Origin of the sequence: Pseudomonas sp. PvP009 (assembly GCF_017832995.1) — a bacterium.
Taxonomy (GTDB): domain Bacteria; phylum Pseudomonadota; class Gammaproteobacteria; order Pseudomonadales; family Pseudomonadaceae; genus Aquipseudomonas; species Aquipseudomonas syringae.
Genome location: NZ_JAFIBG010000001.1, coordinates 5,436,789 through 5,459,401, shown reverse-complemented (window position 1 = coordinate 5,459,401; position 22,613 = coordinate 5,436,789). Strand labels below are relative to the sequence as shown.

Annotated in this window: 21 protein-coding genes and 2 pseudogenes; 12 read left to right on the top strand and 11 right to left on the bottom strand. The window is 59.6% G+C overall.

Annotation, left to right across the window (positions count from 1 at the left end; genetic code table 11):
- The first annotated feature begins 59 nt into the window (after window positions 1–59).
- Complete coding sequence (locus JOE29_RS23490) at window positions 60–1,367, top strand: CitMHS family transporter (RefSeq protein ID WP_003313973.1); 1,308 nt, start codon at window positions 60–62, stop codon at window positions 1,365–1,367.
- A 69-nt stretch (window positions 1,368–1,436) separates the two neighbouring features.
- Here the strand turns inward: JOE29_RS23490 and JOE29_RS23485 are convergent, their stop codons facing one another.
- Together JOE29_RS23485 and JOE29_RS23480 are read right to left on the bottom strand one after the other, a co-directional pair.
- The gene (locus JOE29_RS23485) at window positions 1,437–2,930 is read right to left on the bottom strand and encodes a YifB family Mg chelatase-like AAA ATPase (protein ID WP_003413980.1); all 1,494 of its coding nucleotides are present in this window, start codon (window positions 2,928–2,930) and stop codon (window positions 1,437–1,439) included.
- A 337-nt stretch (window positions 2,931–3,267) separates the two neighbouring features.
- The gene (locus JOE29_RS23480; protein WP_024684046.1) at window positions 3,268–3,723 is read right to left on the bottom strand and encodes a helix-turn-helix domain-containing protein; all 456 of its coding nucleotides are present in this window, start codon (window positions 3,721–3,723) and stop codon (window positions 3,268–3,270) included.
- 150 nt (window positions 3,724–3,873) lie between these two features.
- On the opposite strand from JOE29_RS23480, the gene JOE29_RS23475 reads away from it, so the two are divergent.
- From JOE29_RS23475 to JOE29_RS23435, 9 genes are all read left to right on the top strand, one after another.
- Window positions 3,874–5,130 carry an MFS transporter gene (locus JOE29_RS23475; RefSeq protein ID WP_044312690.1) on the top strand — a complete coding sequence of 419 codons (1,257 nt, stop codon included), beginning with the start codon at window positions 3,874–3,876 and terminating at the stop codon, window positions 5,128–5,130.
- Window positions 5,131–5,226: 96 nt separating this feature from the next.
- Complete coding sequence (locus JOE29_RS23470; RefSeq protein ID WP_020308229.1) at window positions 5,227–5,523, top strand: 2Fe-2S iron-sulfur cluster-binding protein; 297 nt, start codon at window positions 5,227–5,229, stop codon at window positions 5,521–5,523.
- A gap of 66 nt (window positions 5,524–5,589) precedes the next feature.
- Entirely contained in the window at window positions 5,590–6,342 is a 753-nt protein-coding gene (locus tag JOE29_RS23465) for a hypothetical protein (protein WP_058447016.1), read from the top strand.
- 15 nt (window positions 6,343–6,357) lie between these two features.
- Window positions 6,358–7,698 (top strand): ATP-grasp domain-containing protein, encoded by a 1,341-nt coding sequence (locus JOE29_RS23460; protein WP_210079915.1) that lies wholly within the window; start codon window positions 6,358–6,360, stop codon window positions 7,696–7,698.
- A gap of 72 nt (window positions 7,699–7,770) precedes the next feature.
- Complete coding sequence (locus tag JOE29_RS23455; protein ID WP_210079914.1) at window positions 7,771–9,102, top strand: biotin carboxylase; 1,332 nt, start codon at window positions 7,771–7,773, stop codon at window positions 9,100–9,102.
- A gap of 31 nt (window positions 9,103–9,133) precedes the next feature.
- The gene (locus JOE29_RS23450) at window positions 9,134–10,363 is read left to right on the top strand and encodes an ATP-grasp domain-containing protein (protein WP_103693830.1); all 1,230 of its coding nucleotides are present in this window, start codon (window positions 9,134–9,136) and stop codon (window positions 10,361–10,363) included.
- A 31-nt stretch (window positions 10,364–10,394) separates the two neighbouring features.
- On the top strand, window positions 10,395–11,291 hold the full coding sequence (locus JOE29_RS23445; RefSeq protein WP_020308211.1) for an EamA family transporter: 897 nt from the start codon (window positions 10,395–10,397) through the stop codon (window positions 11,289–11,291).
- A gap of 80 nt (window positions 11,292–11,371) precedes the next feature.
- Window positions 11,372–12,658 (top strand): aminotransferase class V-fold PLP-dependent enzyme, encoded by a 1,287-nt coding sequence (locus JOE29_RS23440; protein ID WP_024684040.1) that lies wholly within the window; start codon window positions 11,372–11,374, stop codon window positions 12,656–12,658.
- Window positions 12,659–12,774: 116 nt separating this feature from the next.
- Window positions 12,775–13,956: an MFS transporter gene (locus JOE29_RS23435; RefSeq protein WP_044312685.1), complete on the top strand. Its 1,182-nt coding sequence runs from the start codon at window positions 12,775–12,777 to the stop codon at window positions 13,954–13,956.
- Window positions 13,957–13,964: 8 nt separating this feature from the next.
- On the opposite strand, the pseudogene JOE29_RS23430 reads toward JOE29_RS23435, so the two are convergent.
- A pseudogene (locus tag JOE29_RS23430) lies at window positions 13,965–14,416 on the bottom strand (Lrp/AsnC family transcriptional regulator).
- Between the two features lie 148 nt (window positions 14,417–14,564).
- Window positions 14,565–14,759: pseudogene (locus tag JOE29_RS23425) on the bottom strand (magnesium chelatase domain-containing protein); the annotation flags it as partial.
- A 177-nt stretch (window positions 14,760–14,936) separates the two neighbouring features.
- Here JOE29_RS23425 and JOE29_RS23420 point away from each other — a divergent pair.
- On the top strand, window positions 14,937–15,479 hold the full coding sequence (locus JOE29_RS23420) for a GNAT family N-acetyltransferase (protein WP_003313963.1): 543 nt from the start codon (window positions 14,937–14,939) through the stop codon (window positions 15,477–15,479).
- 13 nt (window positions 15,480–15,492) lie between these two features.
- Here JOE29_RS23420 and JOE29_RS23415 read toward each other — a convergent pair whose 3' ends face one another.
- The gene (locus tag JOE29_RS23415) at window positions 15,493–16,227 is read right to left on the bottom strand and encodes an SDR family oxidoreductase (RefSeq protein WP_210079913.1); all 735 of its coding nucleotides are present in this window, start codon (window positions 16,225–16,227) and stop codon (window positions 15,493–15,495) included.
- A 235-nt stretch (window positions 16,228–16,462) separates the two neighbouring features.
- Here JOE29_RS23415 and JOE29_RS23410 point away from each other — a divergent pair, with 235 nt between their 5' ends.
- Complete coding sequence (locus tag JOE29_RS23410; protein WP_210079912.1) at window positions 16,463–17,380, top strand: AraC family transcriptional regulator; 918 nt, start codon at window positions 16,463–16,465, stop codon at window positions 17,378–17,380.
- A 15-nt stretch (window positions 17,381–17,395) separates the two neighbouring features.
- Here the strand turns inward: JOE29_RS23410 and JOE29_RS23405 are convergent, their stop codons facing one another.
- From JOE29_RS23405 to JOE29_RS23380, 6 genes are all read right to left on the bottom strand, one after another.
- Window positions 17,396–18,013 (bottom strand): hypothetical protein, encoded by a 618-nt coding sequence (locus tag JOE29_RS23405; protein WP_210079911.1) that lies wholly within the window; start codon window positions 18,011–18,013, stop codon window positions 17,396–17,398.
- A gap of 113 nt (window positions 18,014–18,126) precedes the next feature.
- Window positions 18,127–19,281: an acetylornithine deacetylase gene (gene argE, locus JOE29_RS23400; RefSeq protein WP_210079910.1), complete on the bottom strand. Its 1,155-nt coding sequence runs from the start codon at window positions 19,279–19,281 to the stop codon at window positions 18,127–18,129.
- Entirely contained in the window at window positions 19,278–19,955 is a 678-nt protein-coding gene (locus JOE29_RS23395; protein ID WP_210079909.1) for a DUF1028 domain-containing protein, read from the bottom strand. The genes argE and JOE29_RS23395 overlap by 4 nt, the downstream gene beginning before the upstream one ends.
- Before the next feature lie 12 nt (window positions 19,956–19,967).
- Complete coding sequence (locus JOE29_RS23390) at window positions 19,968–20,384, bottom strand: RidA family protein (protein ID WP_003408344.1); 417 nt, start codon at window positions 20,382–20,384, stop codon at window positions 19,968–19,970.
- Window positions 20,385–20,415: 31 nt separating this feature from the next.
- Window positions 20,416–21,711, bottom strand: a complete 1,296-nt coding sequence (locus JOE29_RS23385) for an NAD(P)/FAD-dependent oxidoreductase (protein WP_004412293.1) — start codon at window positions 21,709–21,711, stop codon at window positions 20,416–20,418.
- A gap of 125 nt (window positions 21,712–21,836) precedes the next feature.
- On the bottom strand, window positions 21,837–22,568 hold the full coding sequence (locus JOE29_RS23380) for a class II aldolase and adducin N-terminal domain-containing protein (protein WP_099315432.1): 732 nt from the start codon (window positions 22,566–22,568) through the stop codon (window positions 21,837–21,839).
- Window positions 22,569–22,613 lie beyond the last annotated feature (45 nt).

Below are 22,613 nucleotides of genomic sequence, written 5' to 3'. Positions count from 1 at the left end.
CTGCTGAGCTGACTCGTTCATTTCACGTTCTGTAGCCGTATTACGTCTGGAGTATTCCCATGCTGACTTTCCTTGGCTTTGCCATGGTTATTGCGTTCATGTACCTGATCATGAGCAAGCGCCTGACTGCGCTGATCGCCTTGATCCTGGTCCCGATCATCTTCGCCCTGTTTGGTGGCTTCGCGTCGCAGATCGGCCCGATGATGCTGGCAGGTATCACCAAACTGGCGCCGACCGGCGTGATGCTGATGTTCGCCATTCTGTACTTTGCGCTGATGATCGACTCCGGTCTGTTCGACCCGGCCGTGCGCAAGATCCTGAAAATGGTCAAGGGCGACCCGATGCGCATTTCGGTCGGCACCGCCGTACTGGCGCTGGTGGTGTCCCTCGACGGTGACGGCGCGACCACCTACATGATCTGCGTTGCCGCCATGCTGCCGCTGTACAGCCGCATCGGCATGAGCCCGCGCATCATGGCCGGCCTGATCATTCTGGCCGGCGGCGTGATGAACATGACGCCCTGGGGCGGCCCCACCGCTCGTGCGGCCAGTGCCCTGCACGTCGATGCCTCCGACATCTTCGTACCGATGATCCCGGCCATGCTGGCAGGTGTGATCGCGATCCTGGCGATTGCCTACTTCTACGGCAAACGCGAGCGTGCCCGTCTGGGTGAGCTGCACCTGCAGGGTGATGAAGTCGACCACAGCGAAATCAGCGTCTCGCAATTCCCCGACGCGCGCCGTCCAAAGCTGATCTGGTTCAACGCTGCCCTGACCCTGACACTGATGGTCGCCCTGATCATGGGCCTCCTGCCGCTGCCGGTTCTGTTCATGATCGCGTTCAGTATCGCGATGATCATCAACTACCCGAACCTGCAGGACCAGAAGGACCGCGTATCGGCCCACGCCGGTAGCGTGCTGGCGGTGGTCGGCCTGATCTTCGCCGCGGGTATCTTCACCGGCATCCTGTCCGGCACCGGCATGGTCGACGCGATGTCGAAAAGCCTGCTGGCAGTGATCCCGGATGCGCTGGGCCCCTACCTCGCCGTGATCACCGCGCTGGTGAGCATGCCGTTCACCTTCTTCATGTCCAACGACGCGTTCTACTACGGCGTACTGCCAGTGCTGTCCGAAGCCGCTGCCCACTACGGCATCAGCCCGGTGGAAATGGCCCGCGCTTCGATCGTCGGTCAGCCGGTCCACCTGCTCAGCCCGTTGGTGCCTTCGACCTACCTGCTGGTGGCACTGGCCGGTATCGAGTTCGGCGACCACCAGCGCTTCACCCTGAAATGGGCGATTCTGGTGTGCATGTGCATCCTGGTTGCCGCGCTGCTGATGGGGATCTTCCCGTTCTATAGCAGCATGTAAGCGTCTTTAGCTGTCCCAAAACTCGCCGTCGACTTGATCGTTGACGGCGAGTTTTTGCGTTTGCGGCCATCAATTGGTTGAAGGCCGATACTGCAAGGCCTCGGCCAGATGACTGCGGTTGATCGCGTCCACCTGCTCCAGATCCGCCAAAGTCCGCGCCACCTTCAGCAATCGATGCGCCGAGCGTAATGAGAGGGTCAGACGCTCGCACGCGGTCTCCAGCCAGCTTTCATCGACACTGGACAGCGCGCAGTACTCGCGCAGCCCCGGCAGATCGAGAAACGCATTGGCACAGCCCTGACGGCGTTGCTGACGGTCTCTCGCCTCAGCGACCACAGCTGCGGCACTGGCGGTGTTTTCACTGGTGGTCGGGTCAGGGTTGAGGGCGGTGGCTTCGCGAGCGACGGTCAGGTGCAGGTCGATCCGGTCCAACAGCGGGCCGGACAACTTGTTGCGATAGCGCTGCACCTGCTCGGTGGAACAACGGCAGCGCCCGGTCGGCTCACCGAGATAGCCACAGGGACACGGGTTCATCGCCGCCACCAACTGGAACCGCGCCGGAAAGCGCACGCGATCCCGCGCCCGGGAAATCACGATATGCCCGGACTCCAGCGGCTCACGCAAAACCTCCAGCACGCGGCGATCAAACTCCGGCAGCTCATCAAGGAATAGAACACCGTGATGCGCCAACGTGATCTCGCCAGGTTGCGGACGACTGCCACCGCCGACCAACGCAGGCCCGGACGCCGAATGATGCGGCTGCCGAAACGGCCGCTGCGGCCAACTGGTCAGCGGCACCTGGCTGGCAACCGACTGAATCGCCGCTACCTCCAGCGCTTCATGCTCGTCCAGCGGAGGCAACAAACCCGGCAGGCGACTGGCGAGCAGCGTCTTGCCAGTGCCGGGTGGCCCGCTGAACAGCAGGTTATGCGCCCCGGCAGCGGCGATCACCAGCGCCCGCTTCGCAGCGGTCTGGCCCTGCACTTCGCTTAAATCCGGATACGGCTTGGGCTGATGCAGCAGACCGCTGGACTGATACGGCGCAATCACCGTACGCCCGTTGAAATGCGCGACCAGCTCCAGCAAGTGACTCACCGCAATCACCCGCAGCCCCGACGCCAGGCACGCTTCCTCGGCGTTCACCGCCGGAATGATCAGCGTCCGCTCCGCAGCACGTGCCGCGAGTGCAGCAGGCAGCACACCCTGAATCGGCCGAATCGCCCCCGACAACGCCAACTCGCCCAAGCATTCAACGTCCTGCAACGCCACCAACGGCACCTGCCCGCTGGCGGCCAGCAAACCCAGCGCAATCGCCAGATCGAACCGCCCGCCATCCTTGGGTAAGTCAGCCGGGGCAAGATTGAGCGTGATCCGCCGCGCCGGAAAGTCCAGCCCGGAATTGAGAATGGCACTGCGCACCCGGTCCTTGCTCTCCTTGACCGCCCCCTCCGGCAACCCCACCAGCGTCAGGGCCGGCAGGCCGTTGGCCAGATGCGCTTCAACAGTAACCGCCGGGGCTTCCACCCCGACCTGGGCACGACTATGGACGATAGCCAGCGACATGGATCATTCCTTGATATGAGCGATGGGCGGGTATCGTGCTTTATTTACGGGGTGGGGGTGAGGGGGGAATGGATACAGGGTGTGAGTGGGGTCACTGCACTCTCTATCCTGACAAATTGGCTGAAGCTGCTGGAAGTCCCGCCTTATCTTCTGTCAGCTTTAAGCTGAAAGCGATAAGACGCCGCAGTATTCTGATGTCAATTTGAATTGCCTTTCATCGCTAGCAGCACTGCCAGTAAAGAGCAGGTTGGCATGCGGTCAGGTATACGTTCGATGCAGCGCTTCGGACCAACTTGATCGACAATCCGTTGATGTCGACCAGTCGTTTCGACTCGCGTCAACCCCAATGCTTGACGACCCGCCGATGACAATCGGCCGGTGTCAGCACCTTGCCCGTCCTGGAACGTACGGCGATGGTTTCTACCGGCTCTGACAACTCATTGTCGAGCAGCACCGAGTAGCTCTCCCCTGCGTTGAACAAGTAGCGCTCCCCCCACTGGCGCATGCTGACGACGATGGGAAACACCGCGCGGCCCATATCAGTAAGCACATATTCTTTGTAGGCACTGCCGTCGGAGGCCGGCTGAATGTTGAATACGCCCAACTCGACGAGCATTTTGAGCTTGACCGTGAGGATGTTCTTGGCGAGACCAAGACGTTTCTGAAATTCACTGAAGCGGCGAACGTCGTCGAACGCGTCGCGTATGATCATTAACACCCAGCGATCTCCGATTGCTTCAAGCGTGCGGGCGACAGGGCATTCGCTCTGCGCCAATAATTGCTGTTTGGCCATGGGTCTCCTGGAGGCGAGTCAGTAGGAAATTTAAAAAGTTCTATCGTCATACGAAAATGTTTTACAGATGTTGTTGCATTTAACAACAGGACTTGCTAAAAAGTTCACACATGGTTTTCTTTTAAAACCACATATTCCAAGGATGGAGCGATGCCGTTCAAGTCTGGTACCCCGCTAAAGATGGACATCGAAGCCGAAAAATCCAGCGGTGGGTACACGCAAGCCCCTCACCCCCAGGACACCTCCAAGCTCAGTCGCTATCAGACTTTTCTTTTTGCAATTACCTGCGCCATGGCGGTCGCAAACGTCTACTTCGCTCAGCCTTTGCTGGAATCGATGGCTGCCAGCCTGTCGGTTTCACCGGGTACGATTGGTGTTGTAGTGACCGCGACACAAGCGGGTTATGCCGTCGGATTGTTGTTCATCGTTCCTCTGGGTGATTTGCTCAATCGCAAGAAACTTATCCTTACACAAATGCTGCTGTCGGCTCTGGCCCTGTGCGCAGTTGGCTTGTCGCAGGATTGGGGAATGTTGCTCGGCGCGATGGTGCTCGTGGGCCTGATGGCGGTCGTGGTGCAGGTGGTGGTTGCCTACGCCGCTTCGCTGGCGAGTCCCGAGCAGCGTGGCGAAGCCGTCGGCACAGTGACCAGCGGCGTGGTGCTGGGAATTCTACTGGCCCGCTTCGTCTCCGGTGCAGTGGCTGATCTGGCCGGCTGGCGCGGTGTTTATTTTGTCTCGGCCGCCCTGATGATCGGCATGGCACTGGTGCTGATGCGCACCATGCCTGCCTCAACGCCGCCACCGACAAAAGGCGGCTACTGGCAATTGCTGCGATCGGTGTTCCAGTTGTACCTGACCGAACGCACATTGCGTGTCCGGGGCACCTTCGCGCTGCTGATCTTCGCCGCGTTCAGTGTATTGTGGACGTCGATGGTATTGCCGCTCAGCGCGCCTCCGTTGTCGCTGTCACACACCCAGATTGGTTTGTTCGGACTCGCCGGTGTAGCCGGTGCGCTGGCAGCGGCACGGGCCGGACGGCTCGCCGACCAGGGGCTCGGCAATCGCACCACCGGCGTCGCGCTGGCACTGTTGACCTTGTCCTGGCTGCCTACGGCGTTCGTTGAACACTCATTGTTCGCCATGGTGGTGGGTGTAGTGTTACTGGATTTCGCCGTGCAAGCCGTCCATGTCACCAATCAGAGCCTGATCTTTGCCGCACGGCCCGATGCACAAAGCCGACTGGTGGGTGCCTACATGTGTTTCTACTCGGCGGGCAGTGGTCTGGGTGCCATAGCCGCTACTTATACATATGCACACTTTGGCTGGGTCGCCGTTTGTAGTTTAGGTGCCGCCATCAGCGCAGTTGCCCTGCTGTACTGGATCTACCTGGAACTGACGTCCAAATAACGTTCAACTCTGAATACATTTCTCGCGATCATCTGTTAACGGATAGCGTGAAACAGTGGGCCTGCCACACACACTTTATTATCAACCGAGGTCAGTATGGCGTTGCACACACTCACTATTGCGCCGCATCAACTTGAGTTTCAATTACCGGGTAACTCGCCTATTACCGATATCGAGTGGGAAGCCGGTGGCAAGAACGTCATCCCGCTGGGCTGCCGCGTCGGTTCCTGCGGCGCCTGTCTGATCAAAGTCAAGTCGGGTCTTGAGGCGTTAAACCCTCGGGACAGCGATGAAGAAGCGTTTATCGAAGTACTGGGCTACACCGGCGAAGAATACCGTCTGGCGTGCCAGTGCCTGATAAGAGGTGAATTAGCCATTGAAGTCATTGGCTGAAAGTTGCAGTTGAAGTCGGTTTATTGATTAACGCTTTAAAAACAAACCCACAACAGAGGCTTGATTATGCTTAACCGTGTAAAGAATGTTGGCTATGGTGATCGCACTCCTTTTCTCAATGCTGCCGCGTCGTTAAACCTGCGTGGGGAAATTGACCGGATTATCGATATACAAGTCGAGCAATGGTACGCAACCGTGCCTCAAGCTGCTCACCTGGAAGGCAAAGACGTCAACAGCGCGTACTACAAACGTCACCTGGTCGAAACCGCATGGCGCATCCGTCTGCTGCGCGTGGCTGAAGCAAAAGCCCTAGTCGATGTAGCCAAGGTCAGCCCGGAAGCTGCACAGATCTGGGCCCACTACGAACAGGAAGAAATGCTCCACGACGACCTGTTCATTCAGGATCTGGAACGTGTCGGCGTAAGTCGCGAAGAGTTCCTGGCCACCGAACCGTACCTGTCCACCAAGTTGCTGGCGGGCTTCTTCTCCTACCTGCTGGACCACGAAGGCCCACTGGGCGTCGTTGCCTATTCCTACCTGGTCGAGTATGTGAACGTGAAGCTCGAACCACGCAAGCTCGAAGCCCTCAAGGCGTCGGTTGGCGAGAAAAACATCATCGGTCAGGTTTCCCACTCTCACACCGATATCAACGACGACCATCCGGGTGAGGTCTGGGCCGCTCTGCGCTTCCTGATCAAAGGTGAGCAGGACATCGAAGCTCTGAAACGCTATCTGGCCGAGCATCAGAAAATTCTCGCCATGTACTTCAGCGAGCTGTACATCGACACCCTGGCCAAGCCGCAAGACAAGGCCGCTTAAGCCATGGAGCAGGCAATGAATTCAAATCGACCCGGCGTTCTGATCCTGAGCCACTGCGGCTTTTCTTTCCTGGAGGACTTGAAGGAGGAGCTGCATCGCCGGCAGCTCCGGTGTTTCGTACTGACTTCATTGCCGCTTCCGGAACACGTGCCGGCCCGCCTGGAACAGATTCAGGGCTGGGCGGACCGGCTCTACACCGCAGACTCTCACCAGCTAAGACTGGAAGATGTGAACAACGCACTCCAGACGCTGCGCAAGGCCGGCGAGCAAGTCACCTGCTGCATCAGCGTTTGGGAAGGTTATCGACACCTTATGGCCGTAGCCAACGCTGCGGTCGGAACGTATGACATTGATGCCCGGCAGGCACTGGCATTGCGCAACAAGCTTGAGGTGCGCAACCAACTGGCCGAGGCAGGATTATCGCAAGCCAATGCCTATGCATTGACTGCACCGGTGCTGGAAACACTGCAAGCGAAGAACCAGCGCTACTTCATCAAACCGATCCACGGGATCGCTTCGTATGCGGCATTCCCGATGCGTAAAGACACCACCTGGGAAGCGCTTGAGAAGCTGCGCAAGGATTCGGTCCAGGACACGGTGTATGCCTCGGCATTCAACGACGGCTTGCAGTTCATGGCGGAGGATTATATCGCTGGCCAGGAATTCAGCTTTGAGACGCTGTTGGTGGATGGTCAGGCGCATGTCGTGGCCGTCCATGAAAAATACGAAGTGACCGAGACCGCTGACACTGTGCTGGAAGACAGCTGCACCACGCCGCCCGCAAGCCTTGATCAGGCGCAGATCGCGGCGGGCTTGCATTGGCTGAAGAACGTGCTGGGCTGCATGGATCTCAAATGGGGCTGCTACCACGTTGAAGCGCGTTTCACCGGGCAACACTGGGACCTGATCGAGATCAATCCGCGCGTTGGCGGCAGCTTGATTTCCCACAGCGTCGAGGCAGTCACCGCCGGCCACAGCATGCTCTCACTGTGGCTGGATCTGCTTTTGGCCAGCCAAGACGACGCCCTGCCCCGCGAAGCACTCGTGCAACGCCTGACCCAATTTGGCTGGCAGGCGGACGGCAGCAGCGCACAGACCACAGCGACTTTTTTCCGGGTTTATTTCGCCAAACCGGGAACGCTGAGTTCAGTCACCCTCAACGACCTGCCCCTGGCACCGGTGGTGAAACACATCCTGCTCAAAGCAGGTGATGTGATTCCCGCGCATGCCCGCGAAGTGTTTTTGGGCCAATTGCTTTGGACGTTCGACCGAGACCATCAGGCAACGGAACTTGAGCGTCTGGCGCGTCTTTCCGCCACGGCGCTGGACATCCAGTACAACGCTGAAAGTCATTGAGATCCCGCTGAGCGAGCGCCTGGAACAGCAATGCTGTCCATAAGCAATTTCATATATTTAAGGATGACGAACATGCCGCTGCGTGCGCCAGTATTGTTAATAGTGGACTACAACCTGAGCCGGATTAGCGATGTTCTGCACATGCGCAACTATGCACGCCAGCAATGGGGCGCCGAAACCTGGCTGGTCCGGGACAATCCTCAGGATCATGACCTGCAGATCAGTGACCGGGTCATTGATGCCGACCCGCTGGCTCCGGATTTCGTCCGCCATGCGCTGCGTCAGTTGGGCGAGGACGCTGGCAGAATCAGTGCCGGACTGGTGTTTTCCGATAACGCGGTCGCCAGCGGTGCGGCCCTGCTCGAACAACTCGGCCTGCCGGTGGACGATTCCGAGCTGGCGCTGGGTGCCTTTGACAAACTGGCCTACCGCATCGCCGAGAGTCGCGACCGTCTCCTGCTTGACCCGCTGGGGGTCATGCTGCCGGACTTTCAGCAGATCGGATGCATCAACGATGTGCGCAATTTCGCCCTGCGCCAGGAACGCGGCTTCGTCATCAAACCTGCGTGTGAAGGTAACAATCGCGGGGTGGTGATGGTCGCACCGGGGGGCGATTGCGAGCAGGCCTTTGCCGAAGTGGCGCCCTACCTGGAGGGCGGTGTGTTGGCAGAGGCGTTCATCACTTTCACCCGCGAATACTCTTATGACGGCCTGGGCGATCTGTGGTTTATCACGGAAAAAGTCAGCGCCACCGGACGTTATCCCGTGGAAGTAGCGCAGATCCTGCCCGCCCGCCTCAGCCAGCCAGAGCGTCAGGCGATTCGTCAGGCCGGCGAACAGGTCAATCGCCTAGTCGGCCAGCGAATCGGTCCGTTTCACAACGAGGTCAAACTCAGTGATGCCAATTACCAAACGGCCGTGATCGAGCCTAACCGTCGTCCCGGCGGCATGAAAATCTGGACGCTGGCGCAGGCGGTACATGGAGTCGATCTGTATGCGGCGTGGGTCGATTCGGCGTTCTGCGCGTCGGTGTCGCAGGAACTGCCGCCGGCAATCTGCAGCGCCGCCACGGTGATGTTCGGCGTACCCGAGGATATGACGCTCGACGTGATCGAACTGGGCGAAATCCGCACCATGATTGATGACACGCTGACGCTGGCCACGCAGACGCTAGAGTTCGCCAAGAACGATATCGCGCTGCTCGAATGCGCCTGGATCATCGGCGAACCAAGACTGATCCATGCAACGCCCAGAGACAACAGCGACTTCGTGGCCCATGCCTGCGTCGCGTTGCATGACGTGCGCATCGACATCCGCGATCTGGTGACGGTGCTGCGCGAACAGTGGCTCACGGTACTGAACCGTCACCTGTCCGCTGCGCAACTGTTCAAGGTCGCGTCCTGACTTCTCTTTAATACGCTTTGAGATCCCCGGCATGAAAATCCTGATTCTTCACCGTGTCCCGTATCCGCGTATCGAATACCACCGCGGGATTGACCATCACTTGCACAATGTCACGTACATCGGCAAACAATCGGCGATCGATACGCTCCCCGCCGACCTGCGTTGCCACAGCGTGGTGCGCCCCGGGCTGAATAGCGCCTTCGATGAAACGCTGGCGTGGCTGGCCGAAAGCCCACAAACCTTTGATCGCGTCATTTCGATGTCCGAGTACGAATTGCTCGACGCGGCGCGTCTGCGCGAAGTGCTGAATATCGAAGGTGCGTCGTTGCACTCGGTGACCCTGGCGCGAAACAAGCTGGAGATGAAAGCAGCGGTTCAAGCCCGGCATCTGCGTGTACCTCGCTTCATGTCGCTGGAGCGCTACATGGCGCTGCAAGGTCATGTGCCGTGGACTGCCGCAACCGTGCTGAAACCTCACAGCGGCGCGTCGAGCATGGACGTCAGCATTCATCAGCAACCGGCTCGCACCTTCGATGAGATCAGACACAAGATCAGTGGTCTTGCGCTGCGCGTTGATGAGTTTCAGGTCGAAGAGTACATCAGCGGCCCGATCCGCCATTTCGACGGTCTGGTATTGAACGGTCGCGTTATCACCCTGCTGTCCAGCGAATATGTGGGCACCTGCCTGGATTACATGGAGCGCGGTCAACCGCTCGGTTCGTGGCACATCGAAACCACGGCGTCGATGCATGAGTGGGTCAGCGCGGCGCTACAAGCGGTGCAGATTTACAATGGCTCGTTTCATCTCGAAGCGATCATGGCGGACGACGAACCGGTGTTCCTCGAGGTCGGTAACCGGGTCGGTGGTGCGGATGTGGTTGCGACCTATGAGCTCGCCACGGGCATCCACTTGCCGTCGCTGGAATTACGCATTCACGTAGACGGCGAACTGGACCTTTCGGCCTTCAGTCGCCAGCAGAACGAACTGGGTTTCGGTTGGTTTGTCTTCCCGGGGCACACCCATCCGGAGCGGATCTACCAAGGCCTTGACGGCGCCGAAGAGCTGCGAGCGAGTGAGCACGTCGTGCAATGGAACGAACTGTCAGTGGGCGCGCTGTTGCCGGAGCACGTGACGTATTCAGCGTTCGAAGCGCCATTGGCCGGCATCGTCAAAAGCGCTGCCCCCCAGCAGACCCGGGCATGGATGCAATCGTTGTTTTCACGTGTGCGCCTGGCGCACAACCTTACCTCTGTGGCGTGACACCGACCTCCTTCAACAAGGCAAATAATCCATGAAACCACTGCACGTAGTGTTGGCAGTATTGATAACGGCAATCTGGGGTGTGAATTTCTCGGTGATCAAACTGGGACTGGCCACCGTCGATCCGCTCATCCTGGCGGGTATACGCTTCAGTCTCTGTGCATTACCGGCGATTTTCTTCATCCGTAAACCCGACGTGCCGTGGCGCTACATCATCGGCTATGGCCTGGTGTTCGGCATTGGTCTGTGGGGCGTGGTCAATCTGGGTATCAAGGCAGGGCTATCAGCGGGCATCGCGTCGTTGGTGCTGCAGTTCAGCGCGTTCTTCACCATCCTGCTCGGCGGTTGGGTGTTCAAGGAAGCGCTGACCCGCTTCCAGGTGCTGGGCATGTTGATCGCCCTCGCTGGGCTGTTGTGCATCATCAAGATCAGTGACGGTTCGGTGAGCCTCACCGGCGTGTTGCTGGTGCTGGTGGGCGCGGCGTCCTGGAGCGTTGCCAACATCATCAACAAGAAGGCCAGCACCAAGGATGTCTTCGGCTTTCTGGTCTGGTCCAGCGCATTTGCACCGATTCCGCTGTTCGCCCTCGATTACGCGGTGAACGGCAGCGCCGGCTACACCGCATTTGTCAGTCAGGTGAATACGACTGCCGTGTTGTCGATCCTGTTTCAGGTCTATCCCAACACGCTGTTCGCTTACTGGATCTGGAACTCGCTGCTCAAAACCTATCCGGTCTCAACCGTGGCGCCGCTGTCTCTGCTGGTGCCGATCTTCGGCATGCTCGGCTCGGTAGTGGTGTTCAACGAAAGTGTGCCAGTAAGTAAAGTACTGGCGGTGGTGCTGATCGTACTCGGCCTGGCCGTCGGCCTCTATGGTCAGCGTATTTTCAATGCTATGTTCGCGCGTCCTGCGCGCACTTCAATGTGAATCGATAGGGAACCGGTATGAGTCTGGGAAGACGTGATTTTATGGGCGCCAGTGTAGGAGCGACCCTGATTGGAGGCGGCATGTTTGCAAGTGTAGTAAACGCACAGGTGGGTCAAGCGCCTGCCAAAGATGAAACCGTGACAACACTTGATCCCGCCGACTGGGCGTCGGTACGGGCGCAGTTCAAGCTGTCGCCGGAGTTTGTGCACATCTCCAATTTCTTTCTGGCTTCCAACCCCAAACCGGTACGCGATGCGATGGCGCGCCACCGCCAGGCCTTCGACGAGAACCCTTACACTTACCTTGAAGACAATATGTTCGCCAAACCCGAAGACATGGTTTGGCGCAAGGTTTGCGCTGCGGCGGCGGAGTACACCGGTGGCCGGGCCGAGGACATCGCGCTGACCACCAGCACCACTCAGGGCCTGGCGATGATTTATAACGGTCTGAAGCTGCGCCCCGATCAGGAAATCCTGACCACCCATCACGAGTGGTATACCCACGACGAAGCCATGCGCTTGGCAGTGGTCAAATGGGGTGGAAGCATCCGTCGCATCGACCTGTACGAAGGGCCTGAGGATGTCAGCGTCGACGCGATCGTCGCGCGCATAGAGGCGGCCATCAAACCCTCGACGCGCATTCTGGCCATGACCTGGGTGCACTCGGGCACTGGCGTGCGCTTGCCGCTTAAGGACATCGGAGCACTTGTTACCCGACTCAATCGTGATCGCGCTGAAGCCGATCAGATCATCTATGTGATCGACGGTGTGCATGGCTTCGGTTGTTCCGAGGCGCAGGTGGCCAGTCTGGGCTGCGACTTTTTCAGCGCCGGCACGCACAAGTGGATTCTTGGCCCGCACGGTACAGGGCTGGTCTGGGCACGTGAAGGCCAATGGGCGCAAATCACTCCCACCATCCCCACAATCATGGCCGCCGAGCCTAGCAACGCCTGGCGCCAGCAACGCGATCCGCAAGGTGAAACGCAGGCCGCCTGGGTCAGCCCTGGTGGGTTTCTGGCGTTTGAAAACCAATGGGGCGTGATAGAGGCGTTCGAGTTCGCCAAGAAAATCGGCCGCAAGCGCATCGCAGACCGCGTCGCCGAACTCAACGGTCAACTGAAAGAAGGCCTGGCGAAGCTGCCCAATGTGCACCTGCACACGCCCCGCTCCGCCGAGTTTTCCGCTGGCATTGTGTGCTGCGACGTTAAAGGCTGGACGCCCAAGGATGTCGTGGCAAAGTTGAAAGCGCAGAAGATCATCGCCAGTGCCACACCGTATCGCCATTCGACGGTGCGTTTCTCTGCCGGGATCATCAACACCCCTGAAGATATCGAGAAAACCCTCAAGGTCATGCGCACGTTTGCCTGACACCCAGCCAGCCCGGATCGACGCGAGTTTTGTGCCCCGCTCAATCCGGCTGCGGGACTGACGTCGACCGTTCAAATTCAATGAATCGCGCGTACTCAAGGGCAAGGATCGACGACATGAGTGAACACCCAAGCACCGCAAAAGAGTTGGCCATTTTCCTGTTCTGCTCGACGGTCTACCGGCTGTTTTCCGGCGCACTGATGGTCTCGTTGACCTGGACCATTCTCAAACAGAACAATGGCGACTACCTACCGTTGGCCTTGGCGATTTTCTGCTCGTTCATACCGGCGTTTATCACGCCGATGATGATCAAGCGCCTGTCGCGCCACATGACCGGACGGAAGATGAGCAGCTTGTTTGTAATGTGCCTGACGGGCCTGGCGCTGATCTCCGGGTTCTCGCGAAACTTTACCCTCGGCTTGCTGATCACCAACCTGTTTGTGTGGCTGATGATCATGTCGCTCGAGGCCAGCCTGGACATGTGGTTTACCCAGCTGCAAAGGGGAATGGATGAAACCAAAGTACGGCGGATCAGTGGCGCCACCACGGCCACCAGCCAGGCGGCCCTGATGATCGGTCCGTTGTTGGCAGCGGGTTTGATGCCGATTCTGACTGGCATCGGCTTTTCCCTTGTACTGAGCACCGGTTTCTTGCTGGTTGCGGTTATTTGCTACACGCGCAAAGGCCTGCCCATGGATGTTCGCGAGAAGCTCGAAGTGGCGGCTCCCGCCAGACTGCCGATGACCTTGTTTGTGCCGATGGTGCTGATTTGGCCGATTCTGGGCGCGTTCAATTTTATGCTGCCCGTGTACGTATCGAATCACGGATGGACGCTGTTTGAACTGGGTGTCCTTGATGCCGTGTTCGGCTTGGGCATGGCGTTGATCGGTGTGCTGGTCATAATCGCCAACACCGGCCGTAACCTGCTGGTTTACCTGTCGGCGCTGACTGCGCTGGCGGGAATTTCCACCGCGATGTGGTGGCTGATGCCAGACACGCTGTTTCTCAAAACGCTGAGCTTGTTAATTCTGGGCATGGCCTTTGGCGGTGCTCGTGTGCATATCCGTGTTGCGATTGCCTGTCGCTACAGCGAAGCGGCCGTTGGTTTGTACGTGAGCAAGGCAAATGCCTTGGCAACGCCAATGCTGCTGCTGATCCTCAGTCTGCAGTTGGCGATCATCGAGAACGCCTGGCTGCTACCGTTTCTGCTGGTGACCCTGTCGGTCGTGCTGTTGCTGCAGACCTCGGCAACGCGCTTTGCCCGTGGGCCAACGCCTGTCGAAGCCGTGGGTGCCTGAACGCAGAACTACAACGGCAACGGCCGATCCTGAGCCCCCCGTTTCACCACCAGCGTCGACGTCAGTCTTTGAACATTGGGCAATGTTGAAAGACTGTCTTCATAAAGCCGCTTGAACGCCGGCAGATCCTGAATGATCACGTGCAGCAAGTAATTCGGTTCGCAAAACAACCGCTGCGCATTGACTACCTGCGGTATCTCGACTAGCGCCGCCTCGAATGCTTCGACGGCTCGCCGGTTACCCTCGGGCAAAGTGACAAAGACCATCGCATAGAAGTTGAGGCCGAGGGCGACAGGATCCAGTTGCGCGCGTTAGCCGAGCAACAAATCGGACTCGTCCAATGCCCGCACCCGGCGATGATAGAGCGGCAGTCTCAAACCCAAGCGAACAGCAAGTTCGCTGACGGACAAACGACCATCATTTTGCAGCTCGGCAAGGCTATTCCATCAACTCTATCCATTCAGTAAAAACTTCCAATTGCCGGTGCCATGACGACAGTGATCTCGTAAGCAGTTATTCGGGTGCAGCTCAAGCCCCGGCAACCGGTAATCATAAATCGCCATCCCGGCACTTTGCTCATTTTTTGAATTTTCTTCTTGACTACATTTGATACGCCGCGCCGGAAAATCCAGCCCGGAATTGAGAATGGTACTGCGCACCCGGTCCTTGCTCTCCTTGACCGCCCCCTCCGGCAACCCCACCAGCGTCAGGGCCGGCAGGCCGTTGGCCAGATGCGCTTCAACAGTAACCGCCGGGGCTTCCACCCCGACCTGGGCACGACTATGGACGATAGCCAGCGACATGGATCATTCCTTGATATGAGCGATGTGCGGGTATCGTGCTTTATTTACGGGATGGGGGGAGGGGGGAATGGATACAGGGTGTGAGTGAGGCGAGAACGACGGACATATATTTGGGTTGCGTAGAAATGCCATAAACATTGTTTTAAATGCTGAAACAAACCAAGCAGGAGCATTGATATGAGCATCCGCCTTGCCCTTCCCGAGGACTCGCTGCAAATAGCGACGATTCATCTGGAGTCATGGAGAAGTGCCTATGAGGGCATCATTCCCTCTGCCTATATCAATCGGATAACGCTTGAGGCGAGGCTGTCCCACTGGACCAAGGAGATCGCTTCGGGCGAATCGGACCTGTACGTCAAAGTCGACAGGTTAGATCGGGTCTTGGGCTGGATGGCCACGGGGGCTGACAGGGAACATCCCGAAGACCGCGGCGTCGCGGAAGTACAGGCCATCTATGTCAGCCCAGCGCACACACGCCAAGGCATTGGGCGAGAGCTGTTCGACCATGTGATGCCTCTCTTTCAATCCGCTGGCCACACCAGAGTTGTCGTCTGGGTGCTGGAGAGCAATGCCCCTGCCATCGATTTCTACCATCAACGAGGGTTCGCAAAAGAGCCTATCGAAACCAAGACGATCGAACGAGGCAATGCCAGGTTGGTCGAGATCAAACTTGAACAGCTCATCACGACACCGCCCTCAACGGTGCCCTGCTCACCTTAGTCAGGCCTGCCCCTCAATAAGCACTCCCCGTAGGCCGCACCACAATCTCGCTCACATCCACCCCATCCGGCTGCTCGATCGCATAAACAAGCGCCCTTGCAATGGCGTCCGGCTCCAACGCAACCTTTCGAAATGCTTTCATCGCCTCGCGCGCGGTCTCGTCGGAAATCGAGTCGGCCAGTTCTGATTCGACCACGCCGGGGCAGACGACGGTGACGCGGATTTTGTCGGTCTCCTGCCGTAGGCCGTCGGAGATGGCGCGAACAGCGAATTTGGTGGCGCAGTACACTGCGGCGGTCGGGGAAACGGCGAGGCCGCCGATGGACGAGATGTTGATGATCTGGCCGTGCCCTTGCGCTTGCATGCTCGGCAGCACGGCGGCGATGCCGTGCAGTACGCCGCGCACGTTGACGTCGAGCATCTGGTTCCACTCTGCGATGTTCAGCGCGGCGAGCGGCGACAGGGGCATGACGCCGGCGTTGTTGATGATCACGTCGATCTTGCCGAACGCGTGTTTGGCGAAGTCGGCAAAGGCTTGCATGTCGAGCGCATCGGTCACGTCCAGCGCGCGGAAGCGTGCCGAGCCGCCCTGCGCTTCGATGTCTGCCGCCAGCGTCTGCAGACGCTCGATGCGCCGAGCGCCCAGCACCACGTGTGCGCCCTTGGCGGCGATGAGTCGGGCGGCAGCTTCGCCAATGCCGCTGCTGGCACCTGTGATCAGTACAACCTTGCCTTGAATGTTCGCCATGACTGGCTTTCCTCGTGAAGTCATCGGTGGCTCAGTTTCAGCGCGCGGCTCAAACTGATTGCGATGGCCATGCTACGAGTCGCTCATCACTGCGCGCATGCCGATACCTGCGCGACACTTGCCTATTCCTGTCTGTGGGTCTGCCGCACGCTGAATCGCTGCACAATGGCCGCTATGATGGAGTTCGATGCAAAGGAAAGGCATACAGCAAGACTGATTTGGGACGGGGTTCTTCATGGATACACCTAATGCTGCGAGCGCTCCGGGCACCGATGTTTGCCGGGCTGAAATCATCCGGTTGCTGACGCAGCGCTTTGCGGCACCCGGTGTTTATGAAACCGCTATTGCGCCGCTGCACGTTATCCGCTGCGATGCACCGTCCGAGCTGATTCATGCGCTGCATCGGCCAGCCCTTTGCGTGATCGTTCAAGGTCGCAAGGAGGTTGCGCTGGGCGATGAGCAATATGTGTACGACCCGCTCAGCTATCTGGTCGTCGCGGTGACTGTGCCGGTCGCCGGGCGCGTGCTGGAAGCGAGTGGCGAGGCGCCCTATCTGTGTATTCGTCTGGATTTCGAGCCTGCGCACATCGCCCAGCTCATTGCAGAAGCGCCATTGAACGGCGTTCCGGACGAGCCGCAGCGGGGCCTGTTTCTTGAGCCAATGGATCAGCCATTGCTGGAGACGGTGTTGAGGCTGGTGCGCCTGCTCGACACGCCTCGCGACATCGGCATGCTTGCGCCCCTCGCACTTCGGGAGCTCTACTACCGGCTGCTGCGCGGCAACAATGGGCGGCGACTCTACGAAATCGCGGTCGGGGATTCGCAGACGCATCGCGTTACGCGGGCGGTCGACTGGCTGAACAGTCATTACACCGAGCCGCTGCGCATCGACGAGCTGGCACGTCTGGCCAACCTCGGCAATTCGACGCTGCACCACCGATTCAAGGCGCTGACCGCCATGAGTCCGTTGCAGTACCAGAAAAAGCTGCGCCTGCAAGAGGCTCGACGACTGATCATCAATGAAGGCCTGGATGCCTCCAGCGCCTGCTATCGCGTCGGCTATGAAAGCCCTTCGCAATTCAGCAGGGAGTACAGCCGCCAGTTTGGCTGCCCACCCTCGACAGATCTCAGCCGAGTGCGGCAGATTGGCTGACCTCCCCGTCCGACATCAGCGTCCGGGCGCGGCCAACCGCGCATATTGGTCCTGACTGATCCACCCGGTAAAAGAGCGATCATCGGCATTGATGAACTCGACCTGAGCCGCGCCATCCTTGAATGCCAGAACCCCGACGACATCATCCTTGACGATATAGGCGCCTCGGGTGGCTTTGGCATTCGGTGTTTTTTGCAGCCAGGCCTTGTCCGCGGTGACGGTCACCAGACCGACCCACTGCTTGCTGGCGGTCCGGGTCAGATCCATGCCGGTAGCGATGTCCGGCGCCATCACGCTCATGCAGCCGGGGTGCTGCCGGCCTTGCTCGATCGTCAGAACCACGCCATCAGCCGAGGCCTTTAGTGTTCCTGGATAGACGTCATCCAGCCAGGACGACACCGCTGCGCCCTTCCCGGCCTCGACCTTGCCTTGCAGATAGAACGCACAGCTGAATGCCTCGCCGCGCGTCTCCGAGTAATAACCCTCGACCTGATGCTCGGGCGTCACGGCCAGCATCAACTGCTCGTACTTGCCGGAATGCAGTGCCGTGTCCTGAGCGAAAACCGACGTGCCGACACACAGCCAGAGGATTGCGGCCAGGGAGCAGTGAGTAAGGGGACGTTTGTCAGTCATGCTTCCATCCATAGAACGTTCGAATAGCCGGGAGGAGTGGCCAGTTCATGACTGGCGCGCCGAGACGTTAGCGTATTTCGGCGCGCAACTGTATCACTGAAATCCGGGGCGATTCATGGCTCCGACGCGAAGGCCAGTACACGTTTGAGCATCTCGTCACAGGCGTCAAGTTGCGCGACGCTGATGAACTCGTCCGGCTTGTGTCCTTGTTCCATGCTGCCCGGCCCGCAGACCACAGCCGGAATGCCTGACTGATCGAACAACCCGCCTTCGGTTCCGAAGGCAACCGTGCCGAACGCTCGGGAGCCACAGAATCCGGCAATCAATTCCGCCGCCTGGCTGTGCAGGGGAATATCCAGCCCCGGATAGCTCGACAGTTCAGTGAAGCGAATCTCGCTCCGGGCACTGACCGCCTGCATGACCGGCAACAGTTTTTGCTCGGCGTAGGCGTGCATGGCAGTGACGATCTGTTGCGGGTCCAGGGTCGGGAGCGCACGCACTTCGAAATCGAAACGGCACTGCTCGGGCACGATGTTCAAGGCCGTGCCGCCGCTGATCACGCCGGTCTGGATGGTCGAAAACGGCGGATCGAAGCGCTCGTCAAGGGCGTCAGCCACCCGTAACGCCTCGCCCAGGCGACCCAGCTCACCGATCAACTGCGCCGCATACTCAATGGCGTTGACGCCACTGGGCGCGTGGGCCGAATGGCAGGCGGCACCGTGTACATCGCAGCGCACCGCGACCTTGCCCTTGTGGCCGAGCACCGGCTGCAACTCCGTCGGCTCGCCGATCACACACAGCATCGGCTTCACCGGCCGCGCCCGAAGCGATGCCAGTAACGAGCGTACGCCCAGGCAACCCACCTCCTCGTCGTAGGACAGCGCGATATGCACCGGCATGTGCAGCGATGTCTGGGTCAGCGCCGGGACCAGCGCCAGCACGCAGGCAATGTAGCCTTTCATGTCCGCAGTGCCACGGCCGTAGAGTTTGCCATCCGCTTCGCTCAGTTCGAACGGCGGGAACGTCCATGGCTGGCCGTCGACCGGCACCACGTCGGTGTGACCGGACAACACGATGCCTGGCGCGTCAGCCGGGCCGATGGTGGCGAACAGATTGGCCTTGGTTTTCTGCGCGTTGTAGATCAACTCGCAGGAGACGCCGAAGCGTCCCAGGTATTCAACCACGAAGTCGATCAGGGCCAGATTCGATTCGCGACTGGTGGTGTCGAAGGCCACCAGCCGCGCCAACAGCTCGCGGCTGGAGCTCATCGCTCGTCTCCGGGCACGCCGTAGCCTGGTGCGCCAGCCGGGTTCAGGGCGCGGTCGAGGTAATCCTGCATCTGTGGCTGATAGGCCTGCCAAAGACTTTTCAGCTCGCCTAGCGGGTCGTGCTCGGCCCAGTCGACGCGCAGATCGACGATGGGCCAGGACTGCTCGCCCACGACTTTCAGCGCCGCCGAATGGACCGGCCCCGCTTCGCCGCCTGCTGCCAGACCGGCCTGCATCGCCTGTAACAAACGCTCTGCCAAGTGCCCGGTTGCCTGCTCGAAACACTGAATCATCGCGTCGATGACCGTCGGGCTCGCCAGCATGTTGCCAGCCACTACGCACTGATCGCCGCTGCCCGCGTTGTTGATGCCCAGTGTTTCGCTGCCGCTGAAATGCGCGACTCGCCCCTGATGATCAATCGCCGTGACCTGCCGATACTCGCTGAACGGGCTGACGTTCATGACCTGATCCAGCGCCTGAGAGGCAGAAATGCCCTGCTCCATCAGGTCCAGCGTCTGCGGTCCCAGGGCCGGGAGTGTGATGTTCTGCGACGACACCGCGCCGACACCTGCACGCAGCCAGGGGCAACGCGCGCCTACGGCAATGCTCGACGAGCTGATGGCAATGCCCAGTTGGCCGGTTTTGGCACAGCGGGCGGCAATGGAAAAAGTCATGGGCAACAGTCCTTATTCAGGGATCACGGCGATCACGTCGATTTCCATCAGCCATTGCGGCTGCCCCAGCGCCGACACCACCAGCCCGGTGGAAATCGGGAACACGCCTTTCAGCCACTTGCCCACTTCGTGATAGACCGGCTCGCGGTAGCGCGGGTCGGTGATGTAAGTGGTGGTCTTGACGATGTGCGACAGGTCACTGCCCGCCTCTTCGAGCAATTGCTTGACGTTTTTCATCGCCTGCTGCGCCTGTGCAGCCGGGTCACCCAGGCCGACCAGATTGCCGTCGAAATCGGTGCCGACCTGGCCCCTGACGTACACGGTATTGCCCGCGCGCACCGCCTGACACAGGTCGTTGTTGAGGCTTTGATTGGGGTAGGTGTCCTTGGTGTTGAACATGCGGATACGAGTATGAGTCGGCGTAGTCATGGGTAACTCCTGTGGGCATTGAGCGCGATGATCAACCGCTGACGTTGCGCAACGGCACGACGGGAGTCGCACGTTTGCCGGCGTCATAGGAACGGTATTTGTGCTGCGTGGCGATCTGATCGGCGACGTGTTTGGCGTCGTGCCATACGCCCCAGATAAACGCGGAGCCGCGGCGTGACAGCCATGGCAGGCCGACGAAGTACAGGCCTTGCTCGCAGGACACGCCACGCTGGTGACGAGGTTTGCCTTTGCTGTCGAAGGCATCGACCTGCAGCCAGCTGTAATCCAGGGCATAGCCGGTGGCCCAGATGATCGACGTGACGCCTGACTCGATCAGGTCCAGCTCGCTGAGCGGATGGGTGATGCACGGCGCATCCGCTACGCGTTCACGGGCCGACGGCTCCAGCGGCAGGTCCAGGCCGTTGCGTGCGGCGTAGGCATCAGCGGCATCAAGCAACGACAGGTAATTCGCGTCGCCACTGTCGAGGTTGCTCACCAGATCGTTCTGGAAGTGCACCTTGTTGCCGACGAAGCTTTCGGTCAGGCCTACGAGGTTCATTCCGGCCTGGGCCAGCCGGCGGAAGTCGACCGTGTAGCCGCCCCTTGCACCACTGACCGCAATGGTCACGTGCTCCTTGCCGGGCTGCATGGTTTCGCTGTCCCACAACCCCAGCACACCCATCCACCAGCAGAAATCCCGGCCGCGATAGGCGCGCGGCGGACGGTCGTGAGGGCCGACCGACAAGTACACTTTGCGACCCGAGAGCAGCAGCTCCTCGGCGATCTGCACACCCGAGGAACCAGCGCCGACCACCAGTACGCCGCCCTCGGGCAGTTGTTGCGGATTGAAATAGTGCGCCGAGTGGATCTGATGAAGCGCCTCGTTAACCGGCGCAATCGGCGGGATGACCGGCTTCTGGAACGGCCCTGTCGCCGAGACCAGATGATTGACCACATAGGTGCCGGCGCTGGTTTCGACGGTAAAGCCTGCACGCCCGGTATTGCGGGTAACGCGCTTGACCTCAACGCCGGTCTTGATCGGCGCGTTGAATGTGCGGGCATAGCGCTCGAAGTACTCGGCCACCTGCTCCTTGCCCGCGAACCCGTCCTGATCCATGGCGAATTCAAGGCCGGGAAACCGGTCATGCCAGGCCGGACCGTTGGCTACCAGCGAGTCCCAGCGGCCACTGCGCCATGCCTCGGCAACGCGGTGTTTTTCAAGCACCAGGTGCTCGATGCCAAGACGGCTCAGGTGTTCGCTGGTGGCCACTCCGGCCTGCCCTGCACCTACGACGAGCGTATCGATTTCTATGATTTTTTCTGTCATCTCGGCATCCCTCGACAGGTGATTTACGGCATGTTGACGTAAGAAAAATGGATGAAACCTCGACGCGCGGGCGCAAAAAGCCCTACGCCATCCGCAGACGCGCATCCAGTCAGTAGCAGGGGCGATCAGTCGACCAAAGCGGGGTCAGCCTGAATCATCAGCAGTTTCATTTCCTCGAAGTGCTGACGAGAGAAATCCGTAATCTTCTGCCAGTCACGGGCGGTCTTCTCGGCGACATCGTCCGCCAGCACCTTGAGCGGCTGGCCGGTGGACCAGGCCGTCACCAGAATCTGGCAGGCGCGCTCCAGGGTCCAGATGTCATCGAAGGCTTCGCCGACGGTCGGCGCGGTCACGATCACGCCGTGGTTGCCCATCAACAGGCGGCTCTTGTCCTCCAGCAAACCGGCCAGTCGAGCGCCCTCGGCGGTCGTGTCGGCCATGCCGCCGTAAAGCTCGTCCACCGCAATGCGGTTGAAGTAGCGCGCGGTGTTCTGATCGATGGGCGGAATATGCGGCTTGGCCAGGCACGCCACGGCTGTGGTGTAGACCGGGTGCAAGTGCAGCACCACGCGCGCATCGGGCAGACGCTGGTGGACCTGGCCGTGAATGGACCATGCCGTCGCATCGACATCGGGGCGATGCGCCGCGTCGGCATCATCGGCGTCGAGCAGCAACAGATCGCTGGCACGTACGCGTGAAAAATGTTTCCACTTGGGATTGAGCAGAAACTGTTTGCCATCCGCCGAAATGGCCGCGCTGAAGTGGTTGGCGACCGCTTCATGCATACCCAGATGGGCGATGATGCGAAACGTCGCGGCCAGGTCTATGCGCGTCTGCTCTTCGAAATTAAGGGCCATGCTAGTTGCTCTCCGGTCGAGCGTGCCTGCCGAACCTGCCAGGCA

Bases quoted from the DNA above. Each gene is read 5' to 3' on its own strand.
- JOE29_RS23455 (WP_210079914.1), top strand. From the start codon at position 7,771: ATGCCGCTGCGTGCGCCAGTATTGTTAATAGTGGACTACAACCTGAGC.
- argE (WP_210079910.1), bottom strand. From the start codon at position 19,281: ATGAGCTCCAGCCGCGAGCTGTTGGCGCGGCTGGTGGCCTTCGACACC.
- JOE29_RS23380 (WP_099315432.1), bottom strand. From the start codon at position 22,568: ATGGCCCTTAATTTCGAAGAGCAGACGCGCATAGACCTGGCCGCGACG.
- JOE29_RS23470 (WP_020308229.1), top strand. From the start codon at position 5,227: ATGGCGTTGCACACACTCACTATTGCGCCGCATCAACTTGAGTTTCAA.
- JOE29_RS23385 (WP_004412293.1), bottom strand. From the start codon at position 21,711: ATGACAGAAAAAATCATAGAAATCGATACGCTCGTCGTAGGTGCAGGG.
- JOE29_RS23445 (WP_020308211.1), top strand. From the start codon at position 10,395: ATGAAACCACTGCACGTAGTGTTGGCAGTATTGATAACGGCAATCTGG.
- JOE29_RS23480 (WP_024684046.1), bottom strand. From the start codon at position 3,723: ATGGCCAAACAGCAATTATTGGCGCAGAGCGAATGCCCTGTCGCCCGC.
- JOE29_RS23395 (WP_210079909.1), bottom strand. From the start codon at position 19,955: ATGACTTTTTCCATTGCCGCCCGCTGTGCCAAAACCGGCCAACTGGGC.
- JOE29_RS23390 (WP_003408344.1), bottom strand. From the start codon at position 20,384: ATGACTACGCCGACTCATACTCGTATCCGCATGTTCAACACCAAGGAC.
- JOE29_RS23490 (WP_003313973.1), top strand. From the start codon at position 60: ATGCTGACTTTCCTTGGCTTTGCCATGGTTATTGCGTTCATGTACCTG.
- JOE29_RS23475 (WP_044312690.1), top strand. From the start codon at position 3,874: ATGCCGTTCAAGTCTGGTACCCCGCTAAAGATGGACATCGAAGCCGAA.
- JOE29_RS23415 (WP_210079913.1), bottom strand. From the start codon at position 16,227: ATGGCGAACATTCAAGGCAAGGTTGTACTGATCACAGGTGCCAGCAGC.
- JOE29_RS23465 (WP_058447016.1), top strand. From the start codon at position 5,590: ATGCTTAACCGTGTAAAGAATGTTGGCTATGGTGATCGCACTCCTTTT.
- JOE29_RS23405 (WP_210079911.1), bottom strand. From the start codon at position 18,013: ATGACTGACAAACGTCCCCTTACTCACTGCTCCCTGGCCGCAATCCTC.
- JOE29_RS23440 (WP_024684040.1), top strand. From the start codon at position 11,372: ATGTTTGCAAGTGTAGTAAACGCACAGGTGGGTCAAGCGCCTGCCAAA.
- JOE29_RS23485 (WP_003413980.1), bottom strand. From the start codon at position 2,930: ATGTCGCTGGCTATCGTCCATAGTCGTGCCCAGGTCGGGGTGGAAGCC.
- JOE29_RS23450 (WP_103693830.1), top strand. From the start codon at position 9,134: ATGAAAATCCTGATTCTTCACCGTGTCCCGTATCCGCGTATCGAATAC.
- JOE29_RS23420 (WP_003313963.1), top strand. From the start codon at position 14,937: ATGAGCATCCGCCTTGCCCTTCCCGAGGACTCGCTGCAAATAGCGACG.
- JOE29_RS23460 (WP_210079915.1), top strand. From the start codon at position 6,358: ATGAATTCAAATCGACCCGGCGTTCTGATCCTGAGCCACTGCGGCTTT.
- JOE29_RS23410 (WP_210079912.1), top strand. From the start codon at position 16,463: ATGGATACACCTAATGCTGCGAGCGCTCCGGGCACCGATGTTTGCCGG.
- JOE29_RS23435 (WP_044312685.1), top strand. From the start codon at position 12,775: ATGAGTGAACACCCAAGCACCGCAAAAGAGTTGGCCATTTTCCTGTTC.